22 protein-coding genes are annotated in these 25,553 nt (G+C 59.9%); 10 read left to right on the top strand and 12 right to left on the bottom strand.

Annotation, left to right across the window (positions count from 1 at the left end; translation table 11 throughout):
* The first annotated feature begins 43 nt into the window (after positions 1-43).
* Entirely contained in the window at positions 44-865 is an 822-nt protein-coding gene (locus tag MF6394_RS21650) for an AraC family transcriptional regulator (RefSeq protein WP_078467498.1), read from the top strand.
* On the opposite strand, the gene MF6394_RS21645 is transcribed toward MF6394_RS21650, so the two are convergent.
* Together MF6394_RS21645 and MF6394_RS21640 are read right to left on the bottom strand one after the other, a co-directional pair.
* The gene (locus MF6394_RS21645) at positions 858-2,048 is read right to left on the bottom strand and encodes an MFS transporter (protein WP_078467497.1); all 1,191 of its coding nucleotides are present in this window, start codon (positions 2,046-2,048) and stop codon (positions 858-860) included. The genes MF6394_RS21650 and MF6394_RS21645 overlap by 8 nt on opposite strands.
* The gene (locus MF6394_RS21640) at positions 2,045-3,067 is read right to left on the bottom strand and encodes an alpha/beta hydrolase (RefSeq protein WP_078467496.1); all 1,023 of its coding nucleotides are present in this window, start codon (positions 3,065-3,067) and stop codon (positions 2,045-2,047) included. Before MF6394_RS21640 ends, MF6394_RS21645 begins: the two co-directional genes overlap by 4 nt.
* A gap of 163 nt (positions 3,068-3,230) precedes the next feature.
* Between MF6394_RS21640 and MF6394_RS21635 the strand changes: the two genes are divergently transcribed.
* Entirely contained in the window at positions 3,231-4,154 is a 924-nt protein-coding gene (locus MF6394_RS21635) for an AraC family transcriptional regulator (protein ID WP_078467495.1), read from the top strand.
* On the opposite strand, the gene MF6394_RS21630 is transcribed toward MF6394_RS21635, so the two are convergent.
* Both MF6394_RS21630 and proP read right to left on the bottom strand, forming a co-directional pair.
* Positions 4,129-4,635: a GAF domain-containing protein gene (locus MF6394_RS21630; protein WP_032892101.1), complete on the bottom strand. Its 507-nt coding sequence runs from the start codon at positions 4,633-4,635 to the stop codon at positions 4,129-4,131. The genes MF6394_RS21635 and MF6394_RS21630 overlap by 26 nt on opposite strands.
* Positions 4,636-4,688: 53 nt before the next feature.
* Positions 4,689-6,191 (bottom strand): glycine betaine/L-proline transporter ProP, encoded by a 1,503-nt coding sequence (proP, locus tag MF6394_RS21625; RefSeq protein ID WP_032892100.1) that lies wholly within the window; start codon positions 6,189-6,191, stop codon positions 4,689-4,691.
* Positions 6,192-6,517: 326 nt separating this feature from the next.
* On the opposite strand from proP, the gene MF6394_RS21620 reads away from it, so the two are divergent.
* The 4 genes from MF6394_RS21620 to MF6394_RS21600 all read left to right on the top strand — a co-directional run bounded on the left by MF6394_RS21620 (position 6,518) and on the right by MF6394_RS21600 (position 10,813).
* Positions 6,518-7,048 (top strand): GNAT family N-acetyltransferase, encoded by a 531-nt coding sequence (locus MF6394_RS21620; protein WP_078467494.1) that lies wholly within the window; start codon positions 6,518-6,520, stop codon positions 7,046-7,048.
* A gap of 143 nt (positions 7,049-7,191) precedes the next feature.
* The gene (locus MF6394_RS21615; RefSeq protein ID WP_078467493.1) at positions 7,192-8,595 is read left to right on the top strand and encodes an MFS transporter; all 1,404 of its coding nucleotides are present in this window, start codon (positions 7,192-7,194) and stop codon (positions 8,593-8,595) included.
* 454 nt (positions 8,596-9,049) lie between these two features.
* Positions 9,050-10,156, top strand: a complete 1,107-nt coding sequence (gene zapE / locus MF6394_RS21605; RefSeq protein ID WP_078467492.1) for a cell division protein ZapE — start codon at positions 9,050-9,052, stop codon at positions 10,154-10,156.
* Between the two features lie 165 nt (positions 10,157-10,321).
* Positions 10,322-10,813, top strand: coding sequence for a GNAT family N-acetyltransferase (locus MF6394_RS21600; RefSeq protein ID WP_003190875.1), 492 nt, complete (start codon positions 10,322-10,324; stop codon positions 10,811-10,813).
* Between the two features lie 101 nt (positions 10,814-10,914).
* Here MF6394_RS21600 and MF6394_RS21595 read toward each other — a convergent pair whose 3' ends face one another.
* From MF6394_RS21595 to MF6394_RS34230, 4 genes are all read right to left on the bottom strand, one after another.
* Positions 10,915-11,127: a hypothetical protein gene (locus tag MF6394_RS21595; RefSeq protein WP_003190877.1), complete on the bottom strand. Its 213-nt coding sequence runs from the start codon at positions 11,125-11,127 to the stop codon at positions 10,915-10,917.
* Positions 11,128-11,268: 141 nt separating this feature from the next.
* Positions 11,269-13,506: a TonB-dependent siderophore receptor gene (locus MF6394_RS21590; RefSeq protein ID WP_069558840.1), complete on the bottom strand. Its 2,238-nt coding sequence runs from the start codon at positions 13,504-13,506 to the stop codon at positions 11,269-11,271.
* Between the two features lie 128 nt (positions 13,507-13,634).
* Positions 13,635-15,377, bottom strand: a complete 1,743-nt coding sequence (locus MF6394_RS21585; protein WP_032892095.1) for a phosphoethanolamine transferase CptA — start codon at positions 15,375-15,377, stop codon at positions 13,635-13,637.
* Positions 15,378-15,534: 157 nt separating this feature from the next.
* Positions 15,535-15,711 (bottom strand): DUF6026 family protein, encoded by a 177-nt coding sequence (locus MF6394_RS34230; RefSeq protein WP_153475996.1) that lies wholly within the window; start codon positions 15,709-15,711, stop codon positions 15,535-15,537.
* A gap of 259 nt (positions 15,712-15,970) precedes the next feature.
* Between MF6394_RS34230 and gnd the strand changes: the two genes are divergently transcribed.
* Genes gnd through MF6394_RS21570 form a run of 3 tightly spaced genes read left to right on the top strand, consistent with a single transcriptional unit; the run spans position 15,971 to position 19,295 of the window.
* Positions 15,971-16,954, top strand: coding sequence for a phosphogluconate dehydrogenase (NAD(+)-dependent, decarboxylating) (gnd, locus tag MF6394_RS21580; protein WP_078467491.1), 984 nt, complete (start codon positions 15,971-15,973; stop codon positions 16,952-16,954).
* Positions 16,951-18,474: a glucose-6-phosphate dehydrogenase gene (gene zwf / locus MF6394_RS21575; RefSeq protein WP_003190883.1), complete on the top strand. Its 1,524-nt coding sequence runs from the start codon at positions 16,951-16,953 to the stop codon at positions 18,472-18,474. Before gnd ends, zwf begins: the two co-directional genes overlap by 4 nt.
* Positions 18,471-19,295, top strand: a complete 825-nt coding sequence (locus MF6394_RS21570) for a Cof-type HAD-IIB family hydrolase (protein ID WP_014718745.1) — start codon at positions 18,471-18,473, stop codon at positions 19,293-19,295. The genes zwf and MF6394_RS21570 overlap by 4 nt, the downstream gene beginning before the upstream one ends.
* Positions 19,296-19,361: 66 nt before the next feature.
* On the opposite strand, the gene MF6394_RS21565 is transcribed toward MF6394_RS21570, so the two are convergent.
* Positions 19,362-19,622 (bottom strand): hypothetical protein, encoded by a 261-nt coding sequence (locus tag MF6394_RS21565; protein ID WP_032892091.1) that lies wholly within the window; start codon positions 19,620-19,622, stop codon positions 19,362-19,364.
* 344 nt (positions 19,623-19,966) lie between these two features.
* Here MF6394_RS21565 and MF6394_RS21560 point away from each other — a divergent pair, with 344 nt between their 5' ends.
* Positions 19,967-21,289: a sigma-54 dependent transcriptional regulator gene (locus MF6394_RS21560; RefSeq protein ID WP_032892090.1), complete on the top strand. Its 1,323-nt coding sequence runs from the start codon at positions 19,967-19,969 to the stop codon at positions 21,287-21,289.
* Positions 21,290-22,720: 1,431 nt separating this feature from the next.
* On the opposite strand, the gene MF6394_RS21555 is transcribed toward MF6394_RS21560, so the two are convergent.
* From MF6394_RS21555 to MF6394_RS21545, 3 genes are read right to left on the bottom strand one after another with little or no spacing between them, the layout of a single operon-like run.
* On the bottom strand, positions 22,721-24,028 hold the full coding sequence (locus MF6394_RS21555) for a hypothetical protein (RefSeq protein WP_003190888.1): 1,308 nt from the start codon (positions 24,026-24,028) through the stop codon (positions 22,721-22,723).
* A 49-nt stretch (positions 24,029-24,077) separates the two neighbouring features.
* The gene (locus MF6394_RS21550; protein WP_047710721.1) at positions 24,078-24,821 is read right to left on the bottom strand and encodes a hypothetical protein; all 744 of its coding nucleotides are present in this window, start codon (positions 24,819-24,821) and stop codon (positions 24,078-24,080) included.
* 37 nt (positions 24,822-24,858) lie between these two features.
* Positions 24,859-25,539 carry a C39 family peptidase gene (locus MF6394_RS21545; protein ID WP_044273466.1) on the bottom strand — a complete coding sequence of 227 codons (681 nt, stop codon included), beginning with the start codon at positions 25,537-25,539 and terminating at the stop codon, positions 24,859-24,861.
* Positions 25,540-25,553: the final 14 nt, after the last annotated feature.

Raw genomic sequence — 25,553 nt, 5'->3', positions numbered from 1 at the left:
GCCACTCCATCTGGACTCGGCGTTTATGCTAGATTCGGCGCCAATGCCTGTCTCGCGCAATTCGGGCAGAAACCATCGCAAAAAGGGCGAAATGATCAAATCACTGGATAAATTTCTGCGAGAAATCGATGAGGGCGACTGGGCCGTCATCAGCTCGGCCACCGATTACCCCGAACACTGGGTGATCCCCGAACACAGCCACAACAAGCACCAACTGCTGTACGCCATTGGCGGTGTGATGGTGGTGTACTCGGCCCTGAGGCAATGGACGGTGCCGCCCAATCGTGGCTTTTGGATGCCTTGCGGTCAAGTTCACTCGCTGCGCTGCGTGGGTACGCTGCAGATGCGCAGCGTGTTCGTGCGCCCGGACAGCTTCCCCAACCTGCCGGCCGAGCCCAAGACGGTGACGGTCTCGCCGCTGCTGAGTGAACTGATCAAGGCCTCGGTGAGCTTGAAACCGCCGTATGCCGAGGATTCACGCGACGCGCGGATCATGCACCTCATCCTCGATGAACTGGCCATCCTGCCGGCCTTGCCGCTGTCTTTGCCCCAGCCTGCCGACCCACGCGTGAGCCCGATCTGCCTGGCGTTGCAGGACGAGCCGAGTGATGCCTCCACCGTCGCCGACTGGAGTGCGCGGTTGGGGTTGGACCAAACCACCATCCAGCGCCTGTTCCGCAAGGAAACCGGCATGACCTTCGGCCAGTGGCGCCAGCAAGCGCGGCTATTGCTGGCGCTGGAGCGCATTGCGGTGGGGCAGAAGATCATCGATGTGGCGTTTGAATTGGGCTATGAAAGCCCCAGCGCTTTTACCAGCATGTTCAAGAAACAGTTTGGCAAAACGCCGAGTCATTTTTTCAAGTAGTGCCGCTCGCCATGCGCGCATGAGCAGGGCGGCGCGATGCCAGGTAAGCCAGCAGCGTGGCGACTACCAGCAAGGCGGCGCCCAGCTCGAAGGTGGCCCGGTAGCCGCTCAAGTCGAATGCCACACCACCGACGGTGGCGCCGGCGGCCATCGCCAGCTGGATGATGGCGACCATCAATCCCCCGCCGGCCTCGGCGTCGTCGGGCAAGGCGCGGGCCAGCCATGTCCACCAGCCCACAGGCGCAGCAGTGGCCACCAGGCCCCAGCAGCCCAGCAGCACAGTGGTGGCAATCGCTGAACCGCCGAACGCCACCAGCGCAAGGGCGATGCCGGCCATGATCAACGGGATGGCAATCAGCGTCGGGTAGAGGTGGCGCTTGAGCAAGTGCTCAATCAACACCGTACCCGCCAGACCGGCCAGGCCGAGCACCAGCAGCATCAACGACAGGGTGGACACCTCGACCCGGGTCACGCCTTCCAGGAACGGCCGCAGGTAAGTGAACAGCATGAACTGGCCCATGAAAAACAGGCTGACAGCGCACATGCCCAAGGCCACCTTGGGGTTTCTCAGCAGGCGCAGTGCATTGCCGGTGTTCGCCGCGCCGCTGTGCTTGAGCGCCGGCAGGCTCAGCCACAGCCAGGCCAGCGCAATCACGGCCACCGGCACAACGCAAAAGAATGCGCCGCGCCAGCCAATCAGGCCGCCGAGAAAGCTGCCCAGCGGCGCCGCAATCACCGTCGCCAGGGCGTTGCCTCCGTTGACGATGGCCAAGGCCCGTGGCACTTGGGCGGGCTCGACCAGGCGCATTGCCGTGGCCGCCGACAGCGACCAGAAGCCGCCAATTGCCACGCCAATCAACGCGCGACCGAGCATGAACACCGCGTAATTCGGTGCGAACGCCACCACGCTGCCCGAGACGATCATCAGTAGGGTCAAGGCCATCAGCAGGCGCTTGCGATCCAGCCGCGCGGCAACCGCCGCGATCACCAGGCTGGTGAGCAGGGCAAACACACCGGACACGGAAATGCCCTGGCCGGCCTGGCCTTCAGTGACCTGCAAGTCAGCCGCCAGCGGTGTCAGCAGGCTGACCGGCATGAACTCGGAGGCGACCAAGGCAAACGCCGCCAGCGACATCGCCAGCACCGCGCCCCAGCGTTGCGGTTGAGGGGTAACGGAACTCACTGCAAGTGGCTCTGGAAGAAGGTGGAGAGCGTGTCAAACGGGATCAGTTCGACGCGGTCGTACAGGTCTACATGGCCGGCGTTGGGGATGACCAGCAATTGCTTGGGCTCGGCGGCGCGTTGGTAGGCGTCTTCACTGAATTCTCGGGAGTGCGCGTCGGCCCCGGTAATTAACAGCAGCGGGCGCGGCGAGATCGTCTCGATATCGTTGAAGGGGTAGAAGTTCATGAACTTGACGTTGCTGGTCAGCGTCGGCCGGGTGGTGGTTTGCGATGAGGCGCCTGCTGGGGTGACTTCGCCGCGCGGGGTACGGTAGAAGTCGTAGAACTCGTCGCCGACCGGATCGCCCGTGAGGCTCTGCGGCGTGCCACCGGTGTAGAGGGTCTCACCGCCCTGGAATTCTACATAGCGCTGGTTGGCGGCCTGGCGCAGGATCTGCTGGCGCTGTTGCAAGGTCATGCCGTGCTTGAGGCCATTGCGGTTGGCCGCGCCCATGTCGTACATGCTGACCGTGGCGATTGCCTTGAGACGCGGATCGATCTTCGCCGCACTGATCACGAAACTGCCGCTGCCACAAATGCCGATGGCACCGATGCGTTCCCGGTCGACCTGTGGGCGAGTGCCGAGAAAGTCCACGGCGGCGCTGAAGTCTTCCACGTAGAGGTCGGGCAACACCGCGTTGCGCGGCGTACCGGCGCTTTGGCCCCAGAACGACAGGTCCAGGGACAGGGTCACGAAACCCTGTTCAGCCATTTTGGTGGCGTAGAGGTTGGCGCTTTGCTCTTTGACGGCACCCATCGGGTGGCCGACGACAAGGGCTGCGTGCTTTGAGCCCGGGGCCAGGTGCTTGGGCACGAACAGCGTGCCTGCGATCTGCATGCCGTATTGATTGTTGAAGGTGACAGGTTCGGCCGTCACTGTGTTGCTGCTGTAGAAGTTATCCGCACCGTTGGACATATCGGCTCCAAATGAAGAAAGAGAAGTCACCAGCAAACCCAGAGCGAGCAAGAGGCGTTTCATAGGGATGTTCCTTGTAAAGTGTCCGCACATTTTCCGGGTGACGGCAGGGCTTCTGTAGTGCATTTGAGTGGATTACTTGCCTGATCCTCTGAGTTTCAGCGCCAGGTGACGACGCCCGTGGCTTGCGCGGGTAAAGTGCAATGAAGCATTGAAAGGGTCTGTCATGACGTCCACTGCCACCCCATTGAACGCGCTGATCCAGTCGATTGGTTCGCGCACGCCGTCGCCCGGCGACTACGCCATGCCGATCCCCGGCCTGGGCTTTTATCGGCGTGAGCAACCCGCTGCGCCGGTGGTGTGCATGGTTGAGCCGTGCATCGTGCTGGTGGCCCAGGGCGAGAAGCAGTTGTGGGTGGGCGGCGAGGGCTACCCCTACGACACGTCCCGGTTCCTGGTGACATCGCTGGACATCCCCGCCAATTCCGAGGTGCTGGCGGCCAGCCCCGAGCAGCCGTGCCTGGGGCTGACGTTCAAGTTGGACCTGCGCATGCTCGCCGAGCTGATCGCCCAGGGTGGCTTGCCGCCGGTGCGTGAGCGCGCAGTCATGAAGGGCGTGGGGATCGGCACGGTTACCGACGGCATGCTGGCCGCATTCGCGCGGCTGGTGGCGTTGCTGGATGAACCCGAGGCTATCCCGGTACTCGCGCCATTGATCCAGCGCGAGATTCATTACCGGCTATTGAAAAGCGACCAGGCCGGCCGATTGCGCCAGATCTGCTCGGTAGACGGCCAGGGCTATCGGATTGCCAAGGCTATCGACTGGCTGAAGTTGAATTTCGACGCCGCCCTGCGTGTGGAAGAGTTGGCAGCGCGGGTACAAATGAGCGCGGCGACCTTTCACCATCACTTCCGGCAACTGACCGCGATGAGCCCGCTGCAATACCAGAAATGGCTGCGTTTGAATGAAGCGCGTCGGTTGATGTTGAACGAGCACCAGGATGTGTCCAGTGCCGCGTTCAAAGTCGGGTATGAGAGCCCGTCGCAATTCAGCCGTGAGTACAGCCGGCTGTTTGGGGTGCCGCCCAAGCGCGACATGGCAACCCTGCGGGGCAGGGCGGGTGTCAGTGGTCCGCCGGGGTCAGATTAGCGTAGAAGATGCAGCCAATCAGCCGGGCGAACAGGCTCAGGGTTTCCGGCAGGTTGGGGTCGTCGAACAACATGGCCCGTGAGTCCAGCGCACACAGCGCCCCGAACAGGCGGCCATCGGGCAGGAAGATCGGCGCGCCGGCGTAGCTTTCGATGGCGTATTGCTTGACCACCGGGCGCGCCGCGAAACGGCCGTTCTGGCTGATCTGAGGAATGAACAGGGTGTGCGGGTTGATACAGAACTCACTGCACAGGGTGGTTTCGAGGTCGAGTACGTCGTCGACGTTGATGCCCATTTGCAGCGGGTCGTAGGCCGAACACACCACCCATTCCTGGTCGGTGAACTTGGCGATGCCGGCGAATCTCATCCCGGTCAGGCGGGTGACCAGCTTGAGGATGTTGGTGGTTGCTTCAATTTCGGCAATGGCGGCGCGCTCGTCTGCGCTGAGTAACCTGTGTGCGGCGGTGACGCTTGAAACCATGCTTTACGCTCCAATGGCGTGGTCGCAGGCCGCGACCACGCACAGTCAGGATATTAATTGATGCGCGGGTGTTGCTGTACCAGGTTTTCCCGCTTGGTTTGCAGCGCGGCAATCTCGGCGTCGATGTCTTCGATTTTCTGCTCGATATTGTCGTGATGCTCCTGCAGCAGCTCCTTGGCTTCTTCCATGTCGGAAGCTGCCGGGGCCGCGCCACGCAGGGGCTTGTTGGCGGTTTCCTTCATGGTCAGGCCCGTGATCAGACCAACCACTGCGAACACCATCAGGTAATAAGCGGGCATGTACAGGTTGTTGGTGCTCTCCACCAGCCAGGCCACCGCAGTGGGCGTGACACCGGCGATCAGTACCGAGACGTTGAAGGCACTGGCCAGGGCGCTGTAGCGCAGGTGGGTGGGGAACATGGCTGGCAAGGTCGACGCCATCACGCCGATAAAGAAGTTCAGCACTACTGCCAGAATCAACAGGCCGCCGAAGATCAGGCCGGTCTTGCCGCTGGTGATCAGCATGAAGGCCGGGATCGACAGGAACAGCAGGCCAATACTGCCGGCGATGATGAACGGCTTGCGGCCGATCTTGTCGCTGACAAAGCCAATGAACGGCTGCACGAACAGCATGCCGACCATGATTGCGATGATGATCAGCACGCCGCTGTTTTCGGCGTAGTGCAGGTTGTGGGACAGGTAGCTGGGCATGTAGGTGAGCAGCATGTAGTAGGTCACGTTGGTAGCCGCGACGATACCGATGCAGGTCAGCAGGCTGCGCCAGTGCTTGGTGGCGATTTCCTTGAACGAGACTTTAGGGCCGTGGCTCAAGCCTTCGCGGTCACCTTGTTCGAGTTTGTCGACATGCTGTTGAAACGCCGGGGTCTCTTCCAGCGCGTGGCGCAGGTACAGGCCGATGATGCCCAGGGGCAGGGCGAGGAAGAACGGCAAGCGCCAGCCCCAGGCCTCGAATTCTGCTTCACCGAGCACGGTGGAGATCAACACCACTACACCCGCGCCGAGGACGAAACCGGCGATGGAACCGAAGTCCAGCCAACTGCCAAGGAAGCCGCGCTTGCGGTCCGGGGCGTATTCAGCCACGAAAATCGACGCGCCGGTATACTCACCGCCCACTGAGAACCCCTGGGCCATTTTGCACAGCAGCAACAGGATCGGCGCCCAGATGCCAATGGAGGCATAGCCGGGGATCAAGCCGATGGCAAAGGTGCTCAAGGACATGATTACGATGGTGGCGGCGAGGACTTTTTGCCGTCCGTACTTGTCGCCCAATGCGCCGAAGAACAGGCCGCCCAGCGGGCGAATCAGGAAAGGTACGGAGAAGGTGGCCAGCGCTGCGATCATCTGCACGCTGGGGGAAGCGTCAGGGAAGAACACCTTGCCCAGCACATAGGCGACAAAGCCATAGACGCCAAAGTCGAACCATTCCATGGCGTTGCCAAGTGCGGCAGCGGTGATCGCCTTGCGCATCTTGTTGTCGTCGACAATGGTGATGTCTTTCAATCCGATGGGTTTGACGCGTTTTTTACGTAGTTTCATGCGGGCCACTCAAAAGCTGAACAGGGGAGGTGCCATCGCTACGATGGCACCGCTCTGTCAGTTCAGATACAAGTGGACACGAAATAATTCACCGCTTTGTGTATTTTTTCTCGCATGGGATGAAACGTCGGTTTTCGAGGCTTATGCATAACTAGCGGCAAAACAGATCAAATGTGGAAGTTGCCGAGCCCCGGCGAGGCGACGAAGGCGGCGGTACTGTTGGCATTTGTGTTGTCTGAACTATCGCCATCGCGGCCTCGCTAAAGCTCGAGCGCTCCCACTGGGGGTTGTCATTGTCAGTCAGGCAAAACAGGGAAGTCATTCATATGCCAAGCAGCCATTCACGCCTTACCTACCGCCAACCACGACCCGCAGACGTTCAGCGATTGTTCGCGATCTTCGGCGATCCACAGACCCACTTGTTCAATCCTGCCGGCCCGCTGCCCAACCTGGATGCGGCACAACGGCTATTGGATCACTGGCTTGAGCAATGGGCATCCCAGGGTTACGGCTGGTGGGCGATTGCCCGCAAAGAGAGCCCCGAACACATCATCGGGTTTGGCGGCATTGCGCCGCTTAACTATCTGACGCAGCGGCGCATCAACCTTGGCTATCGCCTGGCCGTCGAGGCCTGGGGGCAGGGGTATGCCACTGAACTGGGGCGGGATGCCCTGGCGCTGGCGTTCGACACCCTGTCTTTACCGGAAGTGTTCGGTTTGGTGCGGCCGGATCATGCTGCGTCGATCCGCGTACTGGAAAAACTGGGCATGCAACGTTTCGGCTTGCTCGACGATGTACCCGGCCAAGCGCCCAGCCTGGTGCTCAGGGTTTGTCATCCTACAACTGCGCAGCTCTGACATTCTCATATTTCACATAAATCATAGATAAACGGCAGTCTTTGCGATTGACACTGCGTGGGCGCCCCGATATAAAACTCATAGTTGTACGACGACATATGACGTTACATGTGTCCTACCTAACAAAAATAAAAAGTGATGCCATGAATCTGAACGAGCCCATCAGTGCCCTCCGTGTCGGCCAGGCGGTCGGCAGCTATCGCTGGACGATCTGCGCGATGCTGTTTTTCGCGACCACGGTCAATTACCTCGACCGCCAGGTCCTCAGCCTGTTGGCGCCGCAACTCTCGACGCAGTTTGGCTGGAGCAACACCGATTACGCCAACATTGCGGCGGTGTTCCAGTTTGTCTACGCCATTTCCATGCTGTTTGCCGGGCGCTTCGTTGACAAGATCGGCACCAAGGCCGCCTACGTGGTAGCGATTGGTATCTGGTCCACCGGCGCGATCATGCATGCGTTTGCAGTACCGATGGGCGAGGGTATCGCAGCCGTCAGTGGTGCCATCGGCCTGGCGGTGATCCCGGTGTCGATCGCCGCCTTTATGCTTTCACGGGCGGTGTTGGCGATTGGCGAAGCGGGTAACTTCCCGATCGCGATCAAGGCCACTGCCGAATATTTCCCCAAGAAAGAACGCTCCCTGGCCACCGGCATCTTCAACTCCGGCGCCAATGTCGGCGCGATCCTGGCGCCCATCTGTGTCCCATTGATTGCCGGCCTGTGGGGTTGGGAGGCGGCGTTTATGGTCATCGGCATGCTCGGTTTTGTGTGGGTAGCCGTGTGGGCCGCCGTGTACGAAAAGCCGGAACAGCAAAAACGCCTGTCGCCTGAAGAACTGGCCTACATCCGCAGCGACCAGACCGTACAACCGTTCACTCCGGCGCCGACGGGCAGCGCTGTGAAGAAAGTCTCCTGGTTCAAACTGTTGACCTACCGCCAGACCTGGGCGTTTGCCTTTGGCAAGTTCATGACTGACGGCGTGTGGTGGTTTTTCCTGTTCTGGCTGCCCACCTACCTGTCTGCCCAATACGGCATGAAAGGCGCCGATATCGTGATGCCATTGGCGGTGCTGTACAGCATGACCATGGTCGGCAGCATTGGCGGCGGCTGGTTCCCCAGCTACTTCATGGCGCGCGGCGATGCTCCCTATGACGGGCGCATGAAAGCCATGCTGGTGATTGCGCTGTTCCCGCTGGTGGTGTTGCTGGCGCAGCCGCTGGGTTACCTCAGCTTCTGGGTGCCGGTGCTGCTGATCGGCGTGGGCGCCTCGGCACACCAAGCGTGGTCATGCAACATTTTCACCACCGTGTCCGACATGTTCCCGCAGAAAACCGTGGCCTCGGTGGTCGGCATTGGCGGCATGGCCGGTGGCTTGGGCGGCGTGCTCATGACCAAGATCGGTGGTTGGGTGTTCGACTATTACAAGTCCATCAACGACATCCATACCGGCTACATGATCATGTTCGCCATCTGCGCCCTGGCTTACCTGGTGGCCTGGAGCGTGATGAAGACGCTGGTGCCGCGCCACAAGGAAATCACTGACCTGTAGCTTTAATGCGACGCCGCTTGCTCCCGATACAACTGTTTGGGCTGTAGCAGCAAACGCTAACCACGATGCGAAGCGAGCCGCCCTTGATCTTGATCTGCTTTTGATCTCAGGCGGCCCCCCAAATCACTGGCGGATTACGGGCACACCGAGCCTAAGCGAGGTGCCGAGTGGTGGGGCAAGAGCCCTTTTGGTTACTTTTGGGGCTCTTTTCCAAAAGTGACCCGCTGTCAGAGCGGAACCCTGGGTGGCCGTTACCGCAGCAATGGATATGTACACCATCCAACTGTGTTGACTGTCAGGCCGCCTTCGCGAGCAAGCCCGCTCCCACAGTTGGATCGTGGGGTGCCAGGTAGATAGGCGTCGGTTGGCAGGCCGTCACGGGAGCGTCGATATCTATGCCGGGATGTGAGATCAAGCTGAGTACATATACGGTCTATCAGTCATACTGGCAAACATGACTTTCGACTCGCCCCTCGCCGCTTATCAATATGCCATCACCCAGCCGGGTTTTGTCGCCGACGACGCCCAGCGCCGGGCGGTCCAAGCCCTGCAAGCCTGTCACGAGGCCTTGCACCAAGGGCGTTCACCGATTGCTGGCGTGTACCTGTGGGGGCCCGTGGGGCGCGGCAAGACCTGGCTGATGGACCAGTTCTACCAAAGCCTGCGCGTGCCTGCGCGGCGCCAGCATTTTCACCACTTCATGGCGTGGGTGCACCAGCGCTTATTCCAGCTCACGGGCACCCAGGACCCCTTGCATGCGTTGGCACGGGAGCTGAGCCAGGCCGTGCGCGTACTGTGCTTCGACGAGCTGTTTGTGAACGATATCGGTGACGCGATCATTCTCGGCCGGCTGTTCCAGGTGATGTTCGAGGAAGGCGTGGTGATGGTGTGCACGTCCAACCAGCCGCCCGACCAGTTGTATGCCGATGGCTTCAACCGTGAGCGTTTCCTGCCGGGCATCGATGCGCTCAAGCAGCATATGCAGGTGGTGGCCGTGGACGGTGGCGAGGATCATCGCTTGCATCCCGGCGTGGGCATGCAGCGCTATTGGGTGAATCAACCCGAGGCACTGGCGGCGGTGTTCCAGCAATTGAGCCAAGGCCAAACCGTGACCAGCGGGGCGGTAAACGTAGGGCACCGCACCATCATGACGGTCCAGGCCAGTGACACCGTGCTTTGGTGTCGCTATGCGGACCTGTGCGAGCAGCCCCTGGCCGCCATGGATTTCATGCTGTTGTGTGATCGCTTCCGCGCCATCCTGCTGGGAGACGTCCCCAACCTTAGTGCACAGAAACGCCCGGGCCGAATTGCCCGTGGCACTGAAGACGGCGCCGAACGCGTAGAAGCCGGGGATCGAGAGTTGCCGCAGTTGTCGGTGCACGATGACAGCGTACGTCGCTTTATCGCCTTGGTAGACGAGTGCTACGACCGCAAGGTGCCGCTCTTTATCGAAGCCCGTGTGCCGTTGCAGCACCTGTACACCGATGGTTACCTGGAATTTCCTTTCCGTCGCACCCTGAGCCGGCTGCAGGAGATGCAACTGCAACGCTTCGCCACCTAGGAAAAATCGCCGCTTGCGGGCTCATTGCGCGCTTTGATGCGCGTAACCTTCGCACTTTCTGTCAGCTATTTGTCGCTTATCTCCTTCATCTACTGCCGACTCCACGCTTACAATCGCCCCTCTCAAAGGGAAACGATTCCCTGGTTGTCGCTATCGAGGAAGGACATGGACACCCCAGACATCCTGGTGCTGCAAGCCAGCTATACCAACGCCGTGCACGCCGACGCCATTGGCCTGCTGCTCAACCATTACGCTGAAGATCCGATGGGCGGCGGCCACAGCCTGCCCGCCGATCTCTTGCAGCAACTGCCCGCCGAACTGGCCAAGCGCCCCCACGCGTTCAGCGTGCTGGCGTTTGTCGGGGGGGAGCCAGCGGGGTTGGTCAATTGCTTTGAAGGCTTCTCGACCTTCGCCTGCCGGCCCTTGGTCAACGTCCACGATGTGGTGGTGAAGGAGCAATTTCGCGGCTTGGGCCTGAGTCAGAAGATGCTGCAAAAGGTCGAGGAAATCGCCCGGCAGCGTGGTTGCTGCAAGATCACCCTCGAAGTGCTGGAAGGTAATGCCCTGGCACAGTCGGCATACCGCAAGTTCGGGTTTGACGACTCAGTGTTTGATCCCGCCCATGGGCGAATGCTGTTCTGGCATAAACCGTTGTAATAAATAATCGGCAAAAAAAAGGCGCCATTAAATGGCGCCCAATAAACCTTCGCCAACGGAGCAGAATGGCGCAGGGTGCTACGGATTAAGTAAGTATTAACTCAGCTGTTCGGTTGCGTCTGATCAACCGTCTCAGACTTAACCGATTTGCCATCGGCGCTGGCAACTTGCTGTTCAGCCTTGCCGTGGGTTTTTTCCTGAATGAAGCTGAAGTTGTTGTAGAACTCCTTGGAACGCTCTGCACCGCCCTCTGCAAAGGCGGCGGCGGAGGTCAGGGTCATCAGGCTGGCCAGCATCAAGGTCGACAGTTTCATTGCGGTATTCCCATTAAAAGTGATAGGTGTCCGGTCGCTCCGTGATCAGATCATGGAGCGACTATGGCGTTATCCTATTAAGTGGGAATTAACTGAAAGTGCAGTTGAAGTTAACAGTTTCGTTAACTTCAACGTGCGCGGCTACAGCTTCCAATCCAGCGCCAACGTGACGGAGCGCGGCTCGCCCCAATACACACCGTTATAAAAACCAACGCGCTCGTAGTATTGCTTATCAAAGAGATTGTTCACGTTGACCGACGCCGAAACCTGTTCGTCGAACTGGTAGCGTGACATCAGGTTGACCACGGTATAGCCCTGTTGCGTGATTTTCGCCCGGGTGGTTATCGGCCGACCTTCGCTGTTGCGCTGCCCGGTCGGGCGGTTGCTGAAGTCGTAGGTCTCGCTCTGCCAGTTCACTGCGCCGCCGACGGTCAGCTTGCGCCAGGAGCCCGGCAGGCGATAGGCGCTGGAGATCTTCACCAGGTTCAAGGGTTGGCTGGTGTTGTTGCGGTTGTCCGAGCCATTGACCGAATGGGTGTAGGTATAGCCGGCGGCCAGGTTCCAGTCCGGCGTGATTTCCCCGGCGGCTTCCAGCTCAAAGCCGTTGACCTTGTTACCTTTGCCGGCGGATTTGTAGTACTCCTCGCCCGTCACCGGGTTGGGCGGGACGGAGTCATCCCGCTCGGCGACGTTGTCCTGGGTGCTCCAGAAGTACGCAGCGGCCAGGTTCAAGCGCTCGTTCAGTACGCTGCCCTTGAGGCCCACTTCGTAGTTACTGCCGACCACCGGCTCCAGGTACTTCTTGTTGGCATCACGGTTGCTCTGGGGTTTGAAGATGTCGGTATAGCTGGCGTAGACGGTGTACTGCGGCGTGATGTCGTAGAGCAGGCCGGCGTAGGGCGTCCACATATCATTGTGGGTCTGGCTGGTTTTGCCCGAAGCGGTCAGTTGGTCGTTGGCGTCGTATTTGGGCTCTGCGCTTTCCAGCTCCCAACTGCCGTAACGGCTGCCCAGCACGGCGTGCAAGCGGTCCGTGAGGCTCAGCCGCGTGGCCAGGTAGCCGGCTTTTTGTTGCTTCTTGCTGTGCTCACCTTTCAGGTCGGTCACGTGGTCGGTGAACTTGCCGATGCCGCCCATGTGCTTCCAGTCCTGGATGGGGTAGTAGCTGGCTGGCAGGTCGCTGCGCATAAAGGGCGAGACATCCCGTTGCGCAGCTTCACCATAGCCCATCATCAGTGCATGTTCGCGGCCCAGCAGCGTGTAGCTGCCGGCCAGGTTGAGGTCGATGGCCTCCATGCGCGAGGTGCCGCGCATATGGCTGGCCCAGGCCGTCATGCCGCTGCGGTCGGGGTTGGGGAAACCGTCGCCGCCGTAATACACCTTGCCGTCGGTGTCGCTCTGGCGATGGGTGTAGGCGGCCTTCAAGTGCCAGTCGCCGCCGAGCCGATGGTCGAGGGTGGCAAAGGTGGTCTTGTCGGTCAGCGGCCAGGAGCTCCAGTGCGCCGCCATATTGGTGGAGCGGGGCAGCCTGGCCTTGCCGCCCTGGCTGTTCCAGTAGGGCACTGTGCCCCAGGAGGTGCCTTGTACCTGTTTGTTTTGGTAATCAAAGCCTGCGGCCAGCACGGTATCGTCGGAAAGGTCAGCCTCCAGAATGCCGTAGCCCACTGCCCGCTGCAGCCCATAGTTGTCACGAAAGGACCGACTGTCGCGGTAGGCCAGTACGCTGCGCCCGCGCAACTTGCCGTCGAACGCCAGCGGGCCGCCCACGTCGACGTAGCTGTAGTAGTTGTCATGGCTGGCGCCACTGATGCCGGTCTTAGCCTGCCACTGGGCGGTAGGGCGCTTGCGCACCATGTTGACGGTGGCCGATGGGTCGCCTGCGCCCGTGGTCAGGCCCGTCGCGCCGCGCACCACTTCGATGCGGTCGTAGATGATGGTATCGGCGTCGGTCTTCATGAGGCCGAACGTGTTGAGCATCCCGTCAACCTGGAAGTTGTTGATGCCATAGCCTCGGGCGGAATAGTAGACACGGTCGGAGTCGTAATGCTGGACGTTGACTCCCGTGGTCTGGCGCAACACATCCGTCAGGGTATTGAGATTGAAGTCGTCCATCTGCTGGCGTGTGACCACCGAGATCGATTGCGGGGTTTCCTTGACGGAGAGGTTCAGCCGCGTGGCGGTGCTCATCGAACCGGTGGTGTAGGCCCCGGTATGCTCAGTGGTCGCGCCCAGGCCGTCGGCACTGATGGTGGTAGCGCCCAGTTCCAGGGCTTTGGCGGGGGCTGTATCGGGGTCGGTGCCTGCCAGCGAATCCGGGCTCAGCGCCAGGCTGAACAGGCCGAGGGTGAAGGTCATGGAACGGGTGAAGGGCGCGAACATCGCTGCTGACTCCTTGTCGTCTTCGAAACCTCCCCAGGCAGGGAGGGCTTGGTTCAAAGACGAAAGGAGTTGCGGAACTTTAGGCTCAAACGAGAATGATTGTTATCTTTCTGTTACAAGACCCTGGCTTATTTGGCCACCACTTCGGCGCCGTCGGCCTTCTTGGGCTTGATCAGGCTGAAGTCGATCAGTGCCTTCTGCTTGGTTTCGTAAGGGTTGCCGATCAGCAAGGGGCGTGGCTTGAAGCTGTCGCTGACCAGGCTCTTGCTGTGGTCCAACTCGTCGAAACTCAAGCCTGCCATGTCGGCCCAGGTGTGGATCAACTGGGAACTGCTGTACGGCCGTTGCAGGTCGCCGGCAAAGCTCCAGTCGTGGCTTTCGCGCCATTTTGGCGAGGCGTAGGCCATGAACGGGATGGTGTACATCGGCGCAGTCGGCTTGCCTTCGTTACGGCCCAAGGTGTCGTGGCCGGCCGAGTCGAACACGTCTTCGCCATGGTCCGAGAGGTACAGCAAAAAGCCGTTGGGGTCGGTCTTGGCGTAGTCCTTGATCAGGCTGGAGACCACGAAGTCGTTGTACAGCACCGCGTTGTCATAGCTGTTGTAGGTCGGCAGTTGCGCATCGCTGACACCCGCCGGCACGCCCTGGCGGTCGGTGAACTTGTCGAAAGTTTGCGGGTAGCGGTACTGATAGCTCATGTGAGTGCCCAGCAGGTGCACCACGATGAACTTGCGTTCGGCGGTATCGGCCAGGGCCTTGGAAAACGGCGCCAGTACATCGCCGTCGTACTGACGGGCGTTCTGGTTGCGGTTGTTGTTCAAGTACACCTGCTCGTCGGCCTGTTCGGAAAAGGTCGTGAGCATGGTGTTGCGTTTGGTCATGGTCTGCTGGTTGGTGATCCAGAAGGTCTTGTAGCCGGCCTGTTTCATCACGCTGACAATCGACGGCGTCTTGAGGTACAGGTCCGGGTTTTCTTCGTCGGCGAAGGTCAGCACCTGTTGCAGCGCTTCAATGGTGTAGGGGCGCGGGGTGATGACATTATCGAACACGGCCAGTTGGTCGCGCAGCTTGTCCAGTTCCGGCGTGGTGTTGCGCGGGTAGCCGTAGAGGCTCATGCGCTGGCGGTTGGTCGACTCGCCGATCACCAGGACCAGTGTAGACGGCTGGCCGGCCATGCTGTCCTTGAGGTTGTTCAAGGGTGGGATCTTGCTCGCACTGGTGAGCATGCCTTGCATGTTGTCCAACTGCTCGGTGTAGCGACGGTAGGCGACGATCATCTGCCAAGGCACGGCAGGCTCAATGCGGGTTTCGAAACGGTCGATGGCCAATTCCATGGTTTCGCTGGTGGCGATCTGCTTGACCAGTGGGTAACCCACCACTGCCAGGACGATGGCAATGGCTGCCACGATCGACTGGCCGCGCGGCAGGTACACCGGGCGCAAGCGCGTCCACAGGAAGATGGCGAAGGCGGTGTGGGCAATGAACGCCAGCACGATCCACCAGGCAAAATATTGGGTCGCGTATTCGCCGGCTTCAGAGATGTTCGACTCGAACATGATGAAGATGACGCTCTGGGAGAATTCCTGCTGGTAAATGAAGAAATAACCCAGGCTCGCCATGGAGCACGCCCACAGCACCACGCCGATCAAGGCGGCGAGCAGGCGAGTACGACGCGGGAACAGCAACATCGGCGCCAGCCACAGCGCGCTCATGAAGAAGGCCTGGCGGAAGCCACTGAAGCCGGAGGTGCCGGTCAGTTGGATAAGAAGTTGGGTAATACCCGAGAAATACCAGAAAAACAGGAATAACCAGCCAAGGCCGGCCCAATCAAAGCCTTTCGCAGTCGTCGTGCTGCGTTTGAACATCGCCATCCAGCGCCCCATCAGAAAAAGATTGTCGCGCACAGGCGCGCAACATCGGGCCGCCCAGGAAGTGAGCGGCATCGCGGAACGGGAGTATCAAGAGGGGAGTGTGAAAACTTTGTGAGTTTTCTGTAGGTATTGCCTTACAAGGCTACTGGCGCGGGCTTCAGCACAGCGCAGGCTTGGCATCCGACGGCTGATCGAGATGGGCTTGAAGGTGTGAACGCAGGCGCAGGACTTCCTGTTGCAACTGATCACGCTCGTCTTTCAACTGGCGCAGTTCATCGCGACGGATAGTGACGTAGAGGGTCTGTGGCGGACGGGTCATCTGTGCTGTGCTCATTGCTTACCTCGCAAATAGCCGGTAGATCGCGGTGCCAAAACAGGTTTTTGGCAACAGTCGGAAGCAAGTTTGAATTCTTTTTCGCTGCAAGGGAACTTTTTTATTTTTGGTGGTCGTGTGACTTTTGCCGGGGTGATGGTGAAACGATGGCAACTTTTTTGTCATGAAACTACACGGATCCGCTCTGGACTAACCCTCATTAGCCTCATTGCGCTATAAACTATGTCACACATTTTTTAGAAGTTAGGAGCATCAGCACATGCAACTGGGGATTATCGGACTAGGCCGCATGGGCGGTAACATTGCGCGGCGCCTGATGCTCAATGGGCATACCACCGTTGTATACGACCGTAACGAAGCCTTCGTCAAAGCCCTGAGCGAGGAGGGCGCCACCGGCGTCGCCGACTTGAAAGCGCTGGTGGCCGGCCTGCAAAAGCCTCGCGCTGTCTGGGTCATGTTGCCGGCGGGCGCGCCCACCGAAGACACCATCAACGTGCTGAGCGAACTGCTGGAAGACGGCGATGTGATCATCGACGGCGGCAACACCAACTACAAGGACGACGTGCGTCGCGGCAAGGCCCTGGCTGAAAAGGGCCTGCACTATGTGGACGTGGGCACCTCGGGCGGCGTCTGGGGCCTGGAGCGTGGCTATTGCATGATGATCGGTGGCGACACCGAGACCGTGAATCGTCTCGACCCGATCTTCAAAAGCCTGGCGCCGGGCCTGGGTAGCATCCCGCGCACCAAGGACCGTTCGGCCTCTGCCGACCCACGTGCCGAGCAGGGTTACATCCACGCCGGCCCAGCGGGTTCGGGCCACTTCGTCAAGATGATCCACAACGGCATCGAGTACGGGATGATGCAGGCGTTTGCCGAAGGTTTTGACATCCTCAAGACCAAGAACTCGGAGAACCTGCCAGAAGACCAGCGCTTTGACCTAAACGTCGGCGACATCGCCGAAGTCTGGCGTCGTGGCAGCGTGGTGTCGTCCTGGCTGCTGGACCTGACCGCCGACGCCCTGGCCACCGACCCGAAACTGGACGGCTACTCAGGCTCCGTGGCCGACAGCGGTGAAGGCCGTTGGACTATCGAAGCGGCCATGGAGCAGGCGGTGCCGGTTCCAGTGTTGTCGACCTCGCTGTTCGCGCGTTTCCGTTCCCGCCAGCAGAGCACCTACGGTGACAAAATGCTGTCTGCCATGCGCTTCGGCTTTGGTGGCCATGTGGAGACTTCCAAAAAATGACCGCCAACGGCAAAAAACCCAAGGCCGAACCTGCTCCACCCACCACGTTGTTTCTGTTTGGCGCCCATGGCGACCTGGTCAAGCGCCTGCTCATGCCGGCGCTGTACAACCTGAGCCGCGACGGGTTGCTGGGCGATGGCCTGCGTATTGTCGGCGTTGATCACAACGCCATCAGCGATGCGGACTTTGCCAAGAAACTCGAAGACTTCATTCGTACCGAAGCCTCCAGCAAGGTCAGGGGCAATGCCGAAAACGCCCTCGACCCTGCGTTGTGGGCGCAATTGGCCAAGGGCATCAGCTACGTCGAGGGCGACTTCCTCGACGACAGCACCTATGCCGATATCGCCAGCAAGATCGCTGACAGCGGCACCGGCAATGCAGTGTTCTACCTCGCCACTGCACCGCGCTTCTTCAGTGAGGTGGTGCAGCGCCTGGGCAGTGCCGGCTTGTTGAATGAAACCGACGATGGCTTTCGCCGCGTGGTCATCGAGAAGCCGTTCGGCTCCGACCTGGCCACCGCCGAGGCGCTCAACGCCTGCCTGCTCAAGGTGATGAGCGAGAAGCAGATCTACCGCATCGACCATTACCTGGGCAAGGAGACGGTGCAGAACATCCTGGTCAGCCGTTTCTCCAACGTGCTGTTCGAAGCGTTCTGGAACAACCACTACATCGATCACGTACAAATTACCGCCGCTGAAACCGTCGGCGTGGAAACCCGGGGCAACTTCTTCGAGAAGACCGGCACACTGCGGGACATGGTGCCCAACCACCTGTTCCAGTTGCTGGCGATGGTCGCCATGGAGCCGCCGGCCGCCTTTGGCGCCGATGCAGTGCGGGGTGAGAAGGCCAAAGTGGTCGGTGCGATCCGCCCCTGGTCGCTGGAAGATGCGCGGGCCAACTCCGTGCGCGGCCAATACACCGCTGGCGAAATCGCCGGCAAGCCATTGCCCGGTTATCGCGAAGAAGCCAACGTCGCGCCTGATAGCAGCACCGAGACGTTCGTGGCGCTCAAAGTGATGATTGATAACTGGCGTTGGGTCGGTGTGCCGTTTTACTTGCGTACCGGCAAGCGCATGAGCATCCGCGACACCGAGATTGTGATCTGCTTCAAGCAGGCGCCTTATGCGCAATTTCGCGATACCGAGGTCGATGAGCTCAAGCCCACTTACCTGAAGATCCAGATCCAGCCGAACGAAGGCATGTGGTTCGACCTGTTGGCCAAGCAGCCTGGGCCAACCCTGGAGATGGCCAATATCGAATTGGGCTTTGACTACAAGGACTTCTTCGAGATGCAGCCGTCGACGGGTTACGAAACCCTGATCTACGACTGCATGACCGGCGACCAGACCTTGTTCCAGCGTGCCGACAACATCGAGAACGGTTGGCGTGCGGTGCAGCCGTTCCTGGATGCGTGGAAGCAAGATGACGGTATCCAGGCCTACAAGGCCGGTGAAGATGGCCCGGCGGCGGCCGATGCCTTGCTGGCCCGCGATGGCCGCGCCTGGCATAGCCTCGGATGAGTGACGCGACGATTCAACCCATCCGGTTTGTCCTCAGTGATGTGGACGGGACGCTATTGCATCCCGACCACAGCCTCAGCCAACGCACCGCCGATGCCATCCGCGCCATGCGCGAGGCCGGGGTGCTTTTCAGCCTGGCCAGCGGGCGTCCGCCCAAGGCCATGCGGCATTTGATCGAAACCTTCGGTATTGACGTGCCGGTGGCGGGCTTCAATGGCGGCACGTTGGTCAACCCGGATGGCAGCATCCTGGTTGCCCACCATCTGCCGGCGGAAGCGGCACTGATCACCCTGGCGCTGTTTTCGGCCGAGCCGGACGTGGAAGTCTGGGTGTTTGCCGATGGCGACTGGCTGCGCCGTGATCCGCCCGGGCCCATGGTGCAGCGCGAAGCCGATGGCTTGGGCTACGGGCCGGTGGTGGTGGAGAGTTTCGAGCCGTACCTGGACCGGGTCGACAAGATCGTCGCCGCCAGCAACAACACCCAGTTGTTGGTGGAACTGGAGGCGCAATTGCAGCCGAAAGTGCAGGGGTTGGCCCAGGTGTCGCGTTCGCAACCGGTGTACCTGGACGTGACTGCGATGCTGGCCAACAAAGGCGAAGCCTTGAAAACCCTGGCCGAGCACCTGGGCGTGCCGCTTGCGCAAACGGCCGCGATTGGCGACGGTGGCAATGACCCAGCGATGTTTCATGTGGCGGGGTTGTCGATTGCCATGGGCCAGGCCGAAGAAACCGTCAAGCGCCAGGCCAATGTGGTCACCGGCAGTAATGTCGAGGACGGCGCTGCCGAGGCGTTCGAGCGTTTTATTCTCGCTGCACGTTAAGCGACGAAGTGTGGCTGCACAACTTCCAGCTCAAGTTTTACTTGGGCTGGAAGTTGCTGCATGCAATTACTTCGGCATTGCCCAGTGTTGCAACTGGTGACCCTCTTTATCGAGCTCGGCGCGGGCCTGCAATAACAGGTTTTCAAGTTGCGCCGGGTCGGTATACGCAGTAGAGGACAACTGTTTGCTGCCGATGCGGGTGTTGGTACGGTCGATGACGCTCAGGCTGAGGGCGCCAACGCCATCGTGCCAGGCCACGCACTGAAAGGGCTGGAAAGCACGGTCTGCAATCAAAAGAGCTTCGTTGATGCGCAGCGGAGCGTTCATTCGGGTCTTCTCTCTGTATGCCCATTCAAGTGAGTACCGGCGGTTGGGCTGACCGTGCGGTGGGTTACTTGTACTGATGCACGATGGTGGGGTGCGGGTCACATGCTAGGGCAAGAAATTTTAACTTTCCCTGATTGACGTCATGTAAGCGGCTGTTTTGAAAGCGCAATAAGCCTTTCACTGGTGAGCAACTTCTGGCGCGCTACGAAACAGGCCTGGCTTTTTGCCCGCACTTATAGCGAAAGGGTACAAGGTCAGCGTCAAGATCTTGCTAGGGTTACCAGCAGTCGCCACAAACTGTTGTTTCTAAATAACTTTAATAATCTTGGCGCCAAGGAATAGTCATGATTGCGACGCCCCCCCAACGCCGCTTACTGGTGGTCGACCCCTGTGACGACTGCCACGGGCTATTGCCCGGTTTACGCACCGCCGGCTGGGAAGTCGACAGCTGTGCCTTGGAGGCGGTGGGTGAGCGCTCCTGCGATGTTGGCCTGCTGCGCTTGCAGCGTGATCACTTGGAGCGTCCCGAGGCGGTAAAGGAGTTGATTGGCCGCAGCGGCACCGAGTGGATCGCTGTGCTCAGCCAGGATGTACTGCGCTTGCAGAACGTGGGCGATTTTGTCTGCGAATGGTTCTTCGACTTCCACACCTTGCCCTTCGATGTGTCCCGGGTGCAGGTGACCCTGGGCCGTGCGTTCGGCATGGCGCGCCTGCGTGGCAAGGGCTACGCGCCGGTGGATGAGCCCCATGAATTGCTGGGCGAGAGCCGCCCCATTCGTGAGCTGCGCAAGTTGTTGTCCAAGCTGGCGCCGACGGAATCCCCGGTGTTGATCCGCGGTGACAGTGGCACGGGCAAAGAGTTGGTGGCCAAGACCTTGCACCGCCAATCCCAGCGGCACGCCAAGCCGTTTGTCGCGATCAATTGCGGCGCCATCCCTGAACACCTCATCCAGTCCGAGCTGTTCGGCCACGAAAAAGGCGCGTTTACCGGTGCTCATCAGCGCAAGATCGGGCGTATTGAAGCGGCCAACGGCGGCACCCTGTTCCTCGATGAAATCGGCGATCTGCCGATGGAGCTGCAAGCCAACTTGTTGCGCTTTCTTCAGGAAAAGCACATCGAACGCGTCGGCGGTAGCCAGCCGATCCCGGTGGATGTACGCGTGTTGGCCGCCACCCACGTCAACCTTGAGGCGGCGGTTGAGAAGGGCGCCTTTCGCGAAGACCTGTATTACCGCCTGAATGTGTTGCAAGTGGTTACCGCGCCGTTGCGTGAACGCCATGGCGACGTGGCGATGCTGGCCAACCACTTTTCACGGTTCTACAGCCAGGAAACCGGGCGCCGCCCGCGAAGTTTCAGCGAAGAGGCCCTGGTGGCGATGGGGCAGCACCCGTGGCCGGGCAATGTGCGTGAACTGGCCAACCGCGTGCGCCGAGGACTGGTGCTGGCCGAAGGGCGGCAGATCGAGGCGATTGACCTGGGGCTGCAAGGCCAGCAAGTCATTTCGGCACCGATGGCGACATTGGAAGACTACAAACACCGCGCCGAACGCCAGGCGTTGTGCGATGTGCTCAACCGGCACAGCGACAACCTCAGTGTCGCCGCCCGCGTGCTGGGGATTTCCCGGCCGACATTCTACCGGTTGCTGCACAAACACCAGATCCGCTAGGGCGGGTGACCCAGCGTGTGCGGGCTTGCCTGCGAAAGCGGTGGTTCAGTTAAATATTCAGTGGCTGATACACCGCTTTCGCGAGCAAGCCCGCTCCCACAGGGGATTGGTGCCAGGCTCTGATTTTGTGGGCAATACATGATTAATGTGGGAGCTGGCTTGCCTGCGAAAGCGGTGGTTCAGCTAAAGCTTCAGTGACTGACACACCGCTTTCGCGAGCAAGCCCGCTCCCACAGGGGATCTGTGCCAGGTGCTGATTCTGTGGGCAATACATGATTAATGTGGGAGCTGGCTTGCCTGCGAAAGCGGTGGTTCAGCTAAAGCTTCAGTGGCTGACACACCGCTTTCGCGGGCAAGCCCGCTCCCACAGGGGATTGGTGCCAGGCTCTGATTTTGTGGGCAATACATGATTAATGTGGGAGCTGGCTTGCCTGCGAAAGCGGTGGTTCAGCTAAAGCTTCAGTGACTGACACACCGCTTTCGCGAGCAAGCCCGCTCCCACAGGGGATCTGTGCCAGGTGCTGATTCTGTGGGCAATACATGATTAATGTGGGAGCTGGCTTGCCTGCGAAAGCGGTGGTTCAGCTAAAGCTTCAGTGGCTGACACACCGCTTTCGCGGGCAAGCCCGCTCCCACAGGGGATTGGTGCCAGGCTCTGATTTTGTGGGCAATACATGATTAATGTGGGAGCTGGCTTGCCTGCGAAAGCGGTGGTTCAGCTAAAGCTTCAGTGACTGACACACCGCTTTCGCGGGCAAGCCCGCTCCCACAGGGGATTGGTGCCAGGCTCTGATTTTGTGGGCAATACATGATTAATGTGGGAGCTGGCTTGCCTGCGAAAGCGGTGGCTCAGTTAAATATTCAGTGGCTGACACACCGCTTTCGCGGGCAAGCCCGCTCCCACAGGGGATTGGTGCAAGGCTCTGATTTTGTGGGCAATACATGATTAATGTGGGAGCTGGCTTGCCTGCGAAAGCGGTGGTTCAGTTAAAGCTTGAGTGACTGACACACCGCTTTCGCGAGCAAGCCCGCTCCCACAGGGGATCTGTGTCAGGCGCTGATTCTGTGGGCAATACATGATTAATGTGGGAGCTGGCTTGCCTGCGAAAGCGGTGGTTCAGCTAAAGCTTCAGTGACTGACACACCGCTTTCGCGAGCAAGCCCGCTCCCACAGGGGATTGGTGCCAGGCTCTGATTTTGTGGGCAATACATGATTAATGTGGGAGCTGGCTTGCCTGCGAAAGCGGTGGTTCAGCTAAAGCTTGAGTGACTGACACACCGCTTTCGCGAGCAAGCCCGCTCCCACAGGGGATCTGTGCCAGGCGCTGATTCTGTTGGCAATGCATGACCAGTGTGGGAGCTGGCTTGCCTGCGATAGCGGTAGTGCAGTCACAGATGCAGCAACTGACACACCGCCTGCAGGCAAACCAATCAGAAGTAATACGGGAATTTCAGGCTGAACGTAAAGTCCGGCGCATCATCGGTCATGCCAATCGCCAGGTTCGGCACGATGGTCAGGTTATCCGAGGCGGCAATCGTCATGCCCACGTTGAAGTAACCGGCATTGGCATCGCTGGACACCACCGATTGCCAATCGCCGCCATCCGGCTTGAGCTTGCTCTTGCGTTGCACCAGGTCGGACACCGAGAACGACATACTCATCTTCTCGTTCAAGGCAAACGCTACGCCCACCCCGAACTGGAAGCTGTCGCCCAGGCGCACCTTGCCTCCCACCTTCTGATTGACTTCACTGCTGATGTCATCGAAAGAATCTTCAAAGTTGTGGGTGTACGACAACGAACCGAACAACACGGCCGGATCAAAGGTCTTGACCAGGGAGATGCCCGGTGTGACCGACCAGACCCCGTTGCCCGTCGGCAGGCTTTCAGGTACGTAGAGGTTGTCGTTGTTCGGTTGCTTGACCAGTTTGATGCCGAAGGGCTCTTTGCCCGTCGGTGCCTTGACGCGCACGGATACCACCGCATCCGGCAAGGTCGGGGTTTCGTCGAGGAACTTGTAAGCCACGCCAAAGTTGACATCGCCGATGGTCGGGTCGCGGGTCACGGAGCCTTCGGAGGTGGCGGTGGCGTCGTTGCCGGCGCCGCCCGACTGGTAGGTGGACTCGCGGTATACCACCGGCACGTTCAGGTCGAACTGCCAGCGGTTGTCGACGTTGTAGCGCCCGGTGAGGTCCAGGGTCCAGCTGTCGGACTTGATCCGGTCCAGGTTGATGTTGCCCAGAAAGATCGAGTCCAGCGCCAGGAAACCATTGAGGGTCAATTGGCGCGCGTCATAACGGGCATAGGTGATGCCGGTTTCCACGCTGAACTTGCCATTGCCGAAAAAGCCGCTGGCTTCGTTGTACAGGTTGCTCACACTTTGCGCAGGGGCCGAGTCGTCCTTGAGGGCCTGGCCGTAGGAGCTGCCACCTCCGCCAGCGCCACCGGACGCTGCGGCTGCGCCCGTACCGCTGGCCGCGACAGCGTTAGCGCCGTTCTTGAAGTCGGCAGGTGATTTAGCCAGGCGCCTGGGGGCAGGCGTTGCCGGTTGATCCTCGACCTGGCGCACGCGTTGCTCCAGCACGGCCAAGGCTTTTTGCTGCACGTCGTACCGTTGTTTGAGTTCCAGCAGTTCCTTCTTCAGGGTTTCGATGTCAGCGTCTGGCGCGGCATACAGCACGGATGCGGGCAAGAGCGTACTCAAACAAACCACCGCACGAAGCGATAACGATCGATGCATGAAATAAGCCGTCCTTTTCTAATGCGTAAGTGTCGAGGGTCAGCGTAGTTCAATAACCGAGCGTGCGTAGGCCCTTGAGTTGATCCAGGTTGCAATTCAACGCGGCGTTGTTCAGCCCGTTATTGTTCATGACTACGTTGATCTGGGTGATGTTTCTGACAAGGTTGCTGTCACCGGTCAAAACCGTGCCTTGCAGCACGTTCCCCGCGCCGATCTGTTGCAGGCTGTTGCCCTGGTTGTGATTGGCCTGGATGGCCATCTGCACGCCGGCATTGTTGGCCGAAACGCTGACACGGCCCGCGGCGCTGTCGCCGGTCACTGTGCCGCCCGCCACCAGCACCTGGCCGGACTGCAGGTTATTGGCGGGGGTAACCCCATTCTCGACGTTGATGCCCACATTGTTGTAGGCGGCGTTGCCATCGCCGGCGGTGCGTACACTTTGGGTCACGCCCTGGCCGCTGCCGAGGCCGGCACCCCCGACCACATTGCCGGTGCCCGTGTTGGGAGGGGTACCGGTACCGGTCGAGCCGGTGGTTTGCACATAGAACTGAGGAGTAATGGTGCTCTTGTCGATCTGCATGTTGGCCGTGCCGGTGATGTTGCTACCTTCGGCATTGGTCCAGGTGCTGCTCATGACAATGCCAAAGCTGATGATGCGCCCTGGCATCACGTAACGGCCACGCAGCTCGGCCATTTCGGCGTCCTTGAGTTCGATGGGCTTGAACCCCGAGGACGCATAAGCAGGCATTGAGGCGGCCAGACACAAGACCGTCAGCCAACGGGAAGTGTTCATCTGCTGCTCCTGGGGCGTCCTGCCCCTTATTGCGCTTCTAGAAGAAGTCGCTCTGGATAAAACCGAAATCCATCAGCTCGGCATCGCCCACGGGCCGGAACTCATTCATCTGGCTCTTGGCGGTCAGCGGCAGGGGCGGGTCGAGCAAGACGTTGGCCTTGTCGTAACCCTCGCCCAGTACGGCGAAGACAATGCCATTCCAGCCTTTGACGAAATCGTCATGGGAATAGCGCTTGTGACCCAATACGGGGTCGCCGATGTACACCCAGTCCTTGTCGGCCCGTTGCAACACCACGAAGTGCTTGTAGCCGCGGATTTCCAGCAGCACCACCACGGGGATTTTCACGGTCAGCAGGGTCTCGGGCGCGATCTTGTAGCCCCGGGCACGCATGCCGATGCTTTCGAGGTAGCGCTTCATGTCCAGCATGGAAAAGCCCTGGGTTCGTACCAGGTCCTGGTCGGCGGTGACCAGCATGCCTTTGATGATGTGTGCTTCGTCGACGTCCAGCCAATAGGCTTGGCGCAGGATGGTGGCGAGTGCCGCGGCACCGCAGCTGAAATCGGTTTTCTGTTCCACCAGGTTGGCGAACCGGCGCTCGCGAATGCTCTCGACCTTCTTGAAAATCACCGCACCACCGGGCATGGCGGAGACTGCCATGGTGCCTGCCCAGCTCGTGCCGGTGAGTAACATCAGGAGGGTGAGGGTCGCGATACGCATGATCGAATGACCTG

The organism is Pseudomonas sp. MF6394 (assembly GCF_002018845.1).
GTDB lineage: Bacteria > Pseudomonadota > Gammaproteobacteria > Pseudomonadales > Pseudomonadaceae > Aquipseudomonas > Aquipseudomonas lactis.
This window is presented reverse-complemented; position numbering and strand designations above follow the sequence as displayed.

Coding starts and splice junctions, on each gene's coding strand:
- MF6394_RS21550 (WP_047710721.1), bottom strand. CDS start 24,821: ATGAACACTTCCCGTTGGCTGACGGTCTTGTGTCTGGCCGCCTCAATG.
- MF6394_RS21590 (WP_069558840.1), bottom strand. CDS start 13,506: ATGTTCGCGCCCTTCACCCGTTCCATGACCTTCACCCTCGGCCTGTTC.
- MF6394_RS21640 (WP_078467496.1), bottom strand. CDS start 3,067: ATGAAACGCCTCTTGCTCGCTCTGGGTTTGCTGGTGACTTCTCTTTCT.
- MF6394_RS21570 (WP_014718745.1), top strand. CDS start 18,471: ATGAGTGACGCGACGATTCAACCCATCCGGTTTGTCCTCAGTGATGTG.
- gnd (WP_078467491.1), top strand. CDS start 15,971: ATGCAACTGGGGATTATCGGACTAGGCCGCATGGGCGGTAACATTGCG.
- proP (WP_032892100.1), bottom strand. CDS start 6,191: ATGAAACTACGTAAAAAACGCGTCAAACCCATCGGATTGAAAGACATC.
- MF6394_RS21555 (WP_003190888.1), bottom strand. CDS start 24,028: ATGCATCGATCGTTATCGCTTCGTGCGGTGGTTTGTTTGAGTACGCTC.
- MF6394_RS21585 (WP_032892095.1), bottom strand. CDS start 15,377: ATGGCGATGTTCAAACGCAGCACGACGACTGCGAAAGGCTTTGATTGG.
- MF6394_RS21635 (WP_078467495.1), top strand. CDS start 3,231: ATGACGTCCACTGCCACCCCATTGAACGCGCTGATCCAGTCGATTGGT.
- MF6394_RS21545 (WP_044273466.1), bottom strand. CDS start 25,539: ATGCGTATCGCGACCCTCACCCTCCTGATGTTACTCACCGGCACGAGC.
- MF6394_RS21600 (WP_003190875.1), top strand. CDS start 10,322: ATGGACACCCCAGACATCCTGGTGCTGCAAGCCAGCTATACCAACGCC.
- MF6394_RS21650 (WP_078467498.1), top strand. CDS start 44: ATGCCTGTCTCGCGCAATTCGGGCAGAAACCATCGCAAAAAGGGCGAA.
- MF6394_RS21595 (WP_003190877.1), bottom strand. CDS start 11,127: ATGAAACTGTCGACCTTGATGCTGGCCAGCCTGATGACCCTGACCTCC.
- MF6394_RS21560 (WP_032892090.1), top strand. CDS start 19,967: ATGATTGCGACGCCCCCCCAACGCCGCTTACTGGTGGTCGACCCCTGT.
- MF6394_RS34230 (WP_153475996.1), bottom strand. CDS start 15,711: ATGAGCACAGCACAGATGACCCGTCCGCCACAGACCCTCTACGTCACT.
- MF6394_RS21615 (WP_078467493.1), top strand. CDS start 7,192: ATGAATCTGAACGAGCCCATCAGTGCCCTCCGTGTCGGCCAGGCGGTC.
- zapE (WP_078467492.1), top strand. CDS start 9,050: ATGACTTTCGACTCGCCCCTCGCCGCTTATCAATATGCCATCACCCAG.
- MF6394_RS21630 (WP_032892101.1), bottom strand. CDS start 4,635: ATGGTTTCAAGCGTCACCGCCGCACACAGGTTACTCAGCGCAGACGAG.
- zwf (WP_003190883.1), top strand. CDS start 16,951: ATGACCGCCAACGGCAAAAAACCCAAGGCCGAACCTGCTCCACCCACC.
- MF6394_RS21620 (WP_078467494.1), top strand. CDS start 6,518: ATGCCAAGCAGCCATTCACGCCTTACCTACCGCCAACCACGACCCGCA.
- MF6394_RS21565 (WP_032892091.1), bottom strand. CDS start 19,622: ATGAACGCTCCGCTGCGCATCAACGAAGCTCTTTTGATTGCAGACCGT.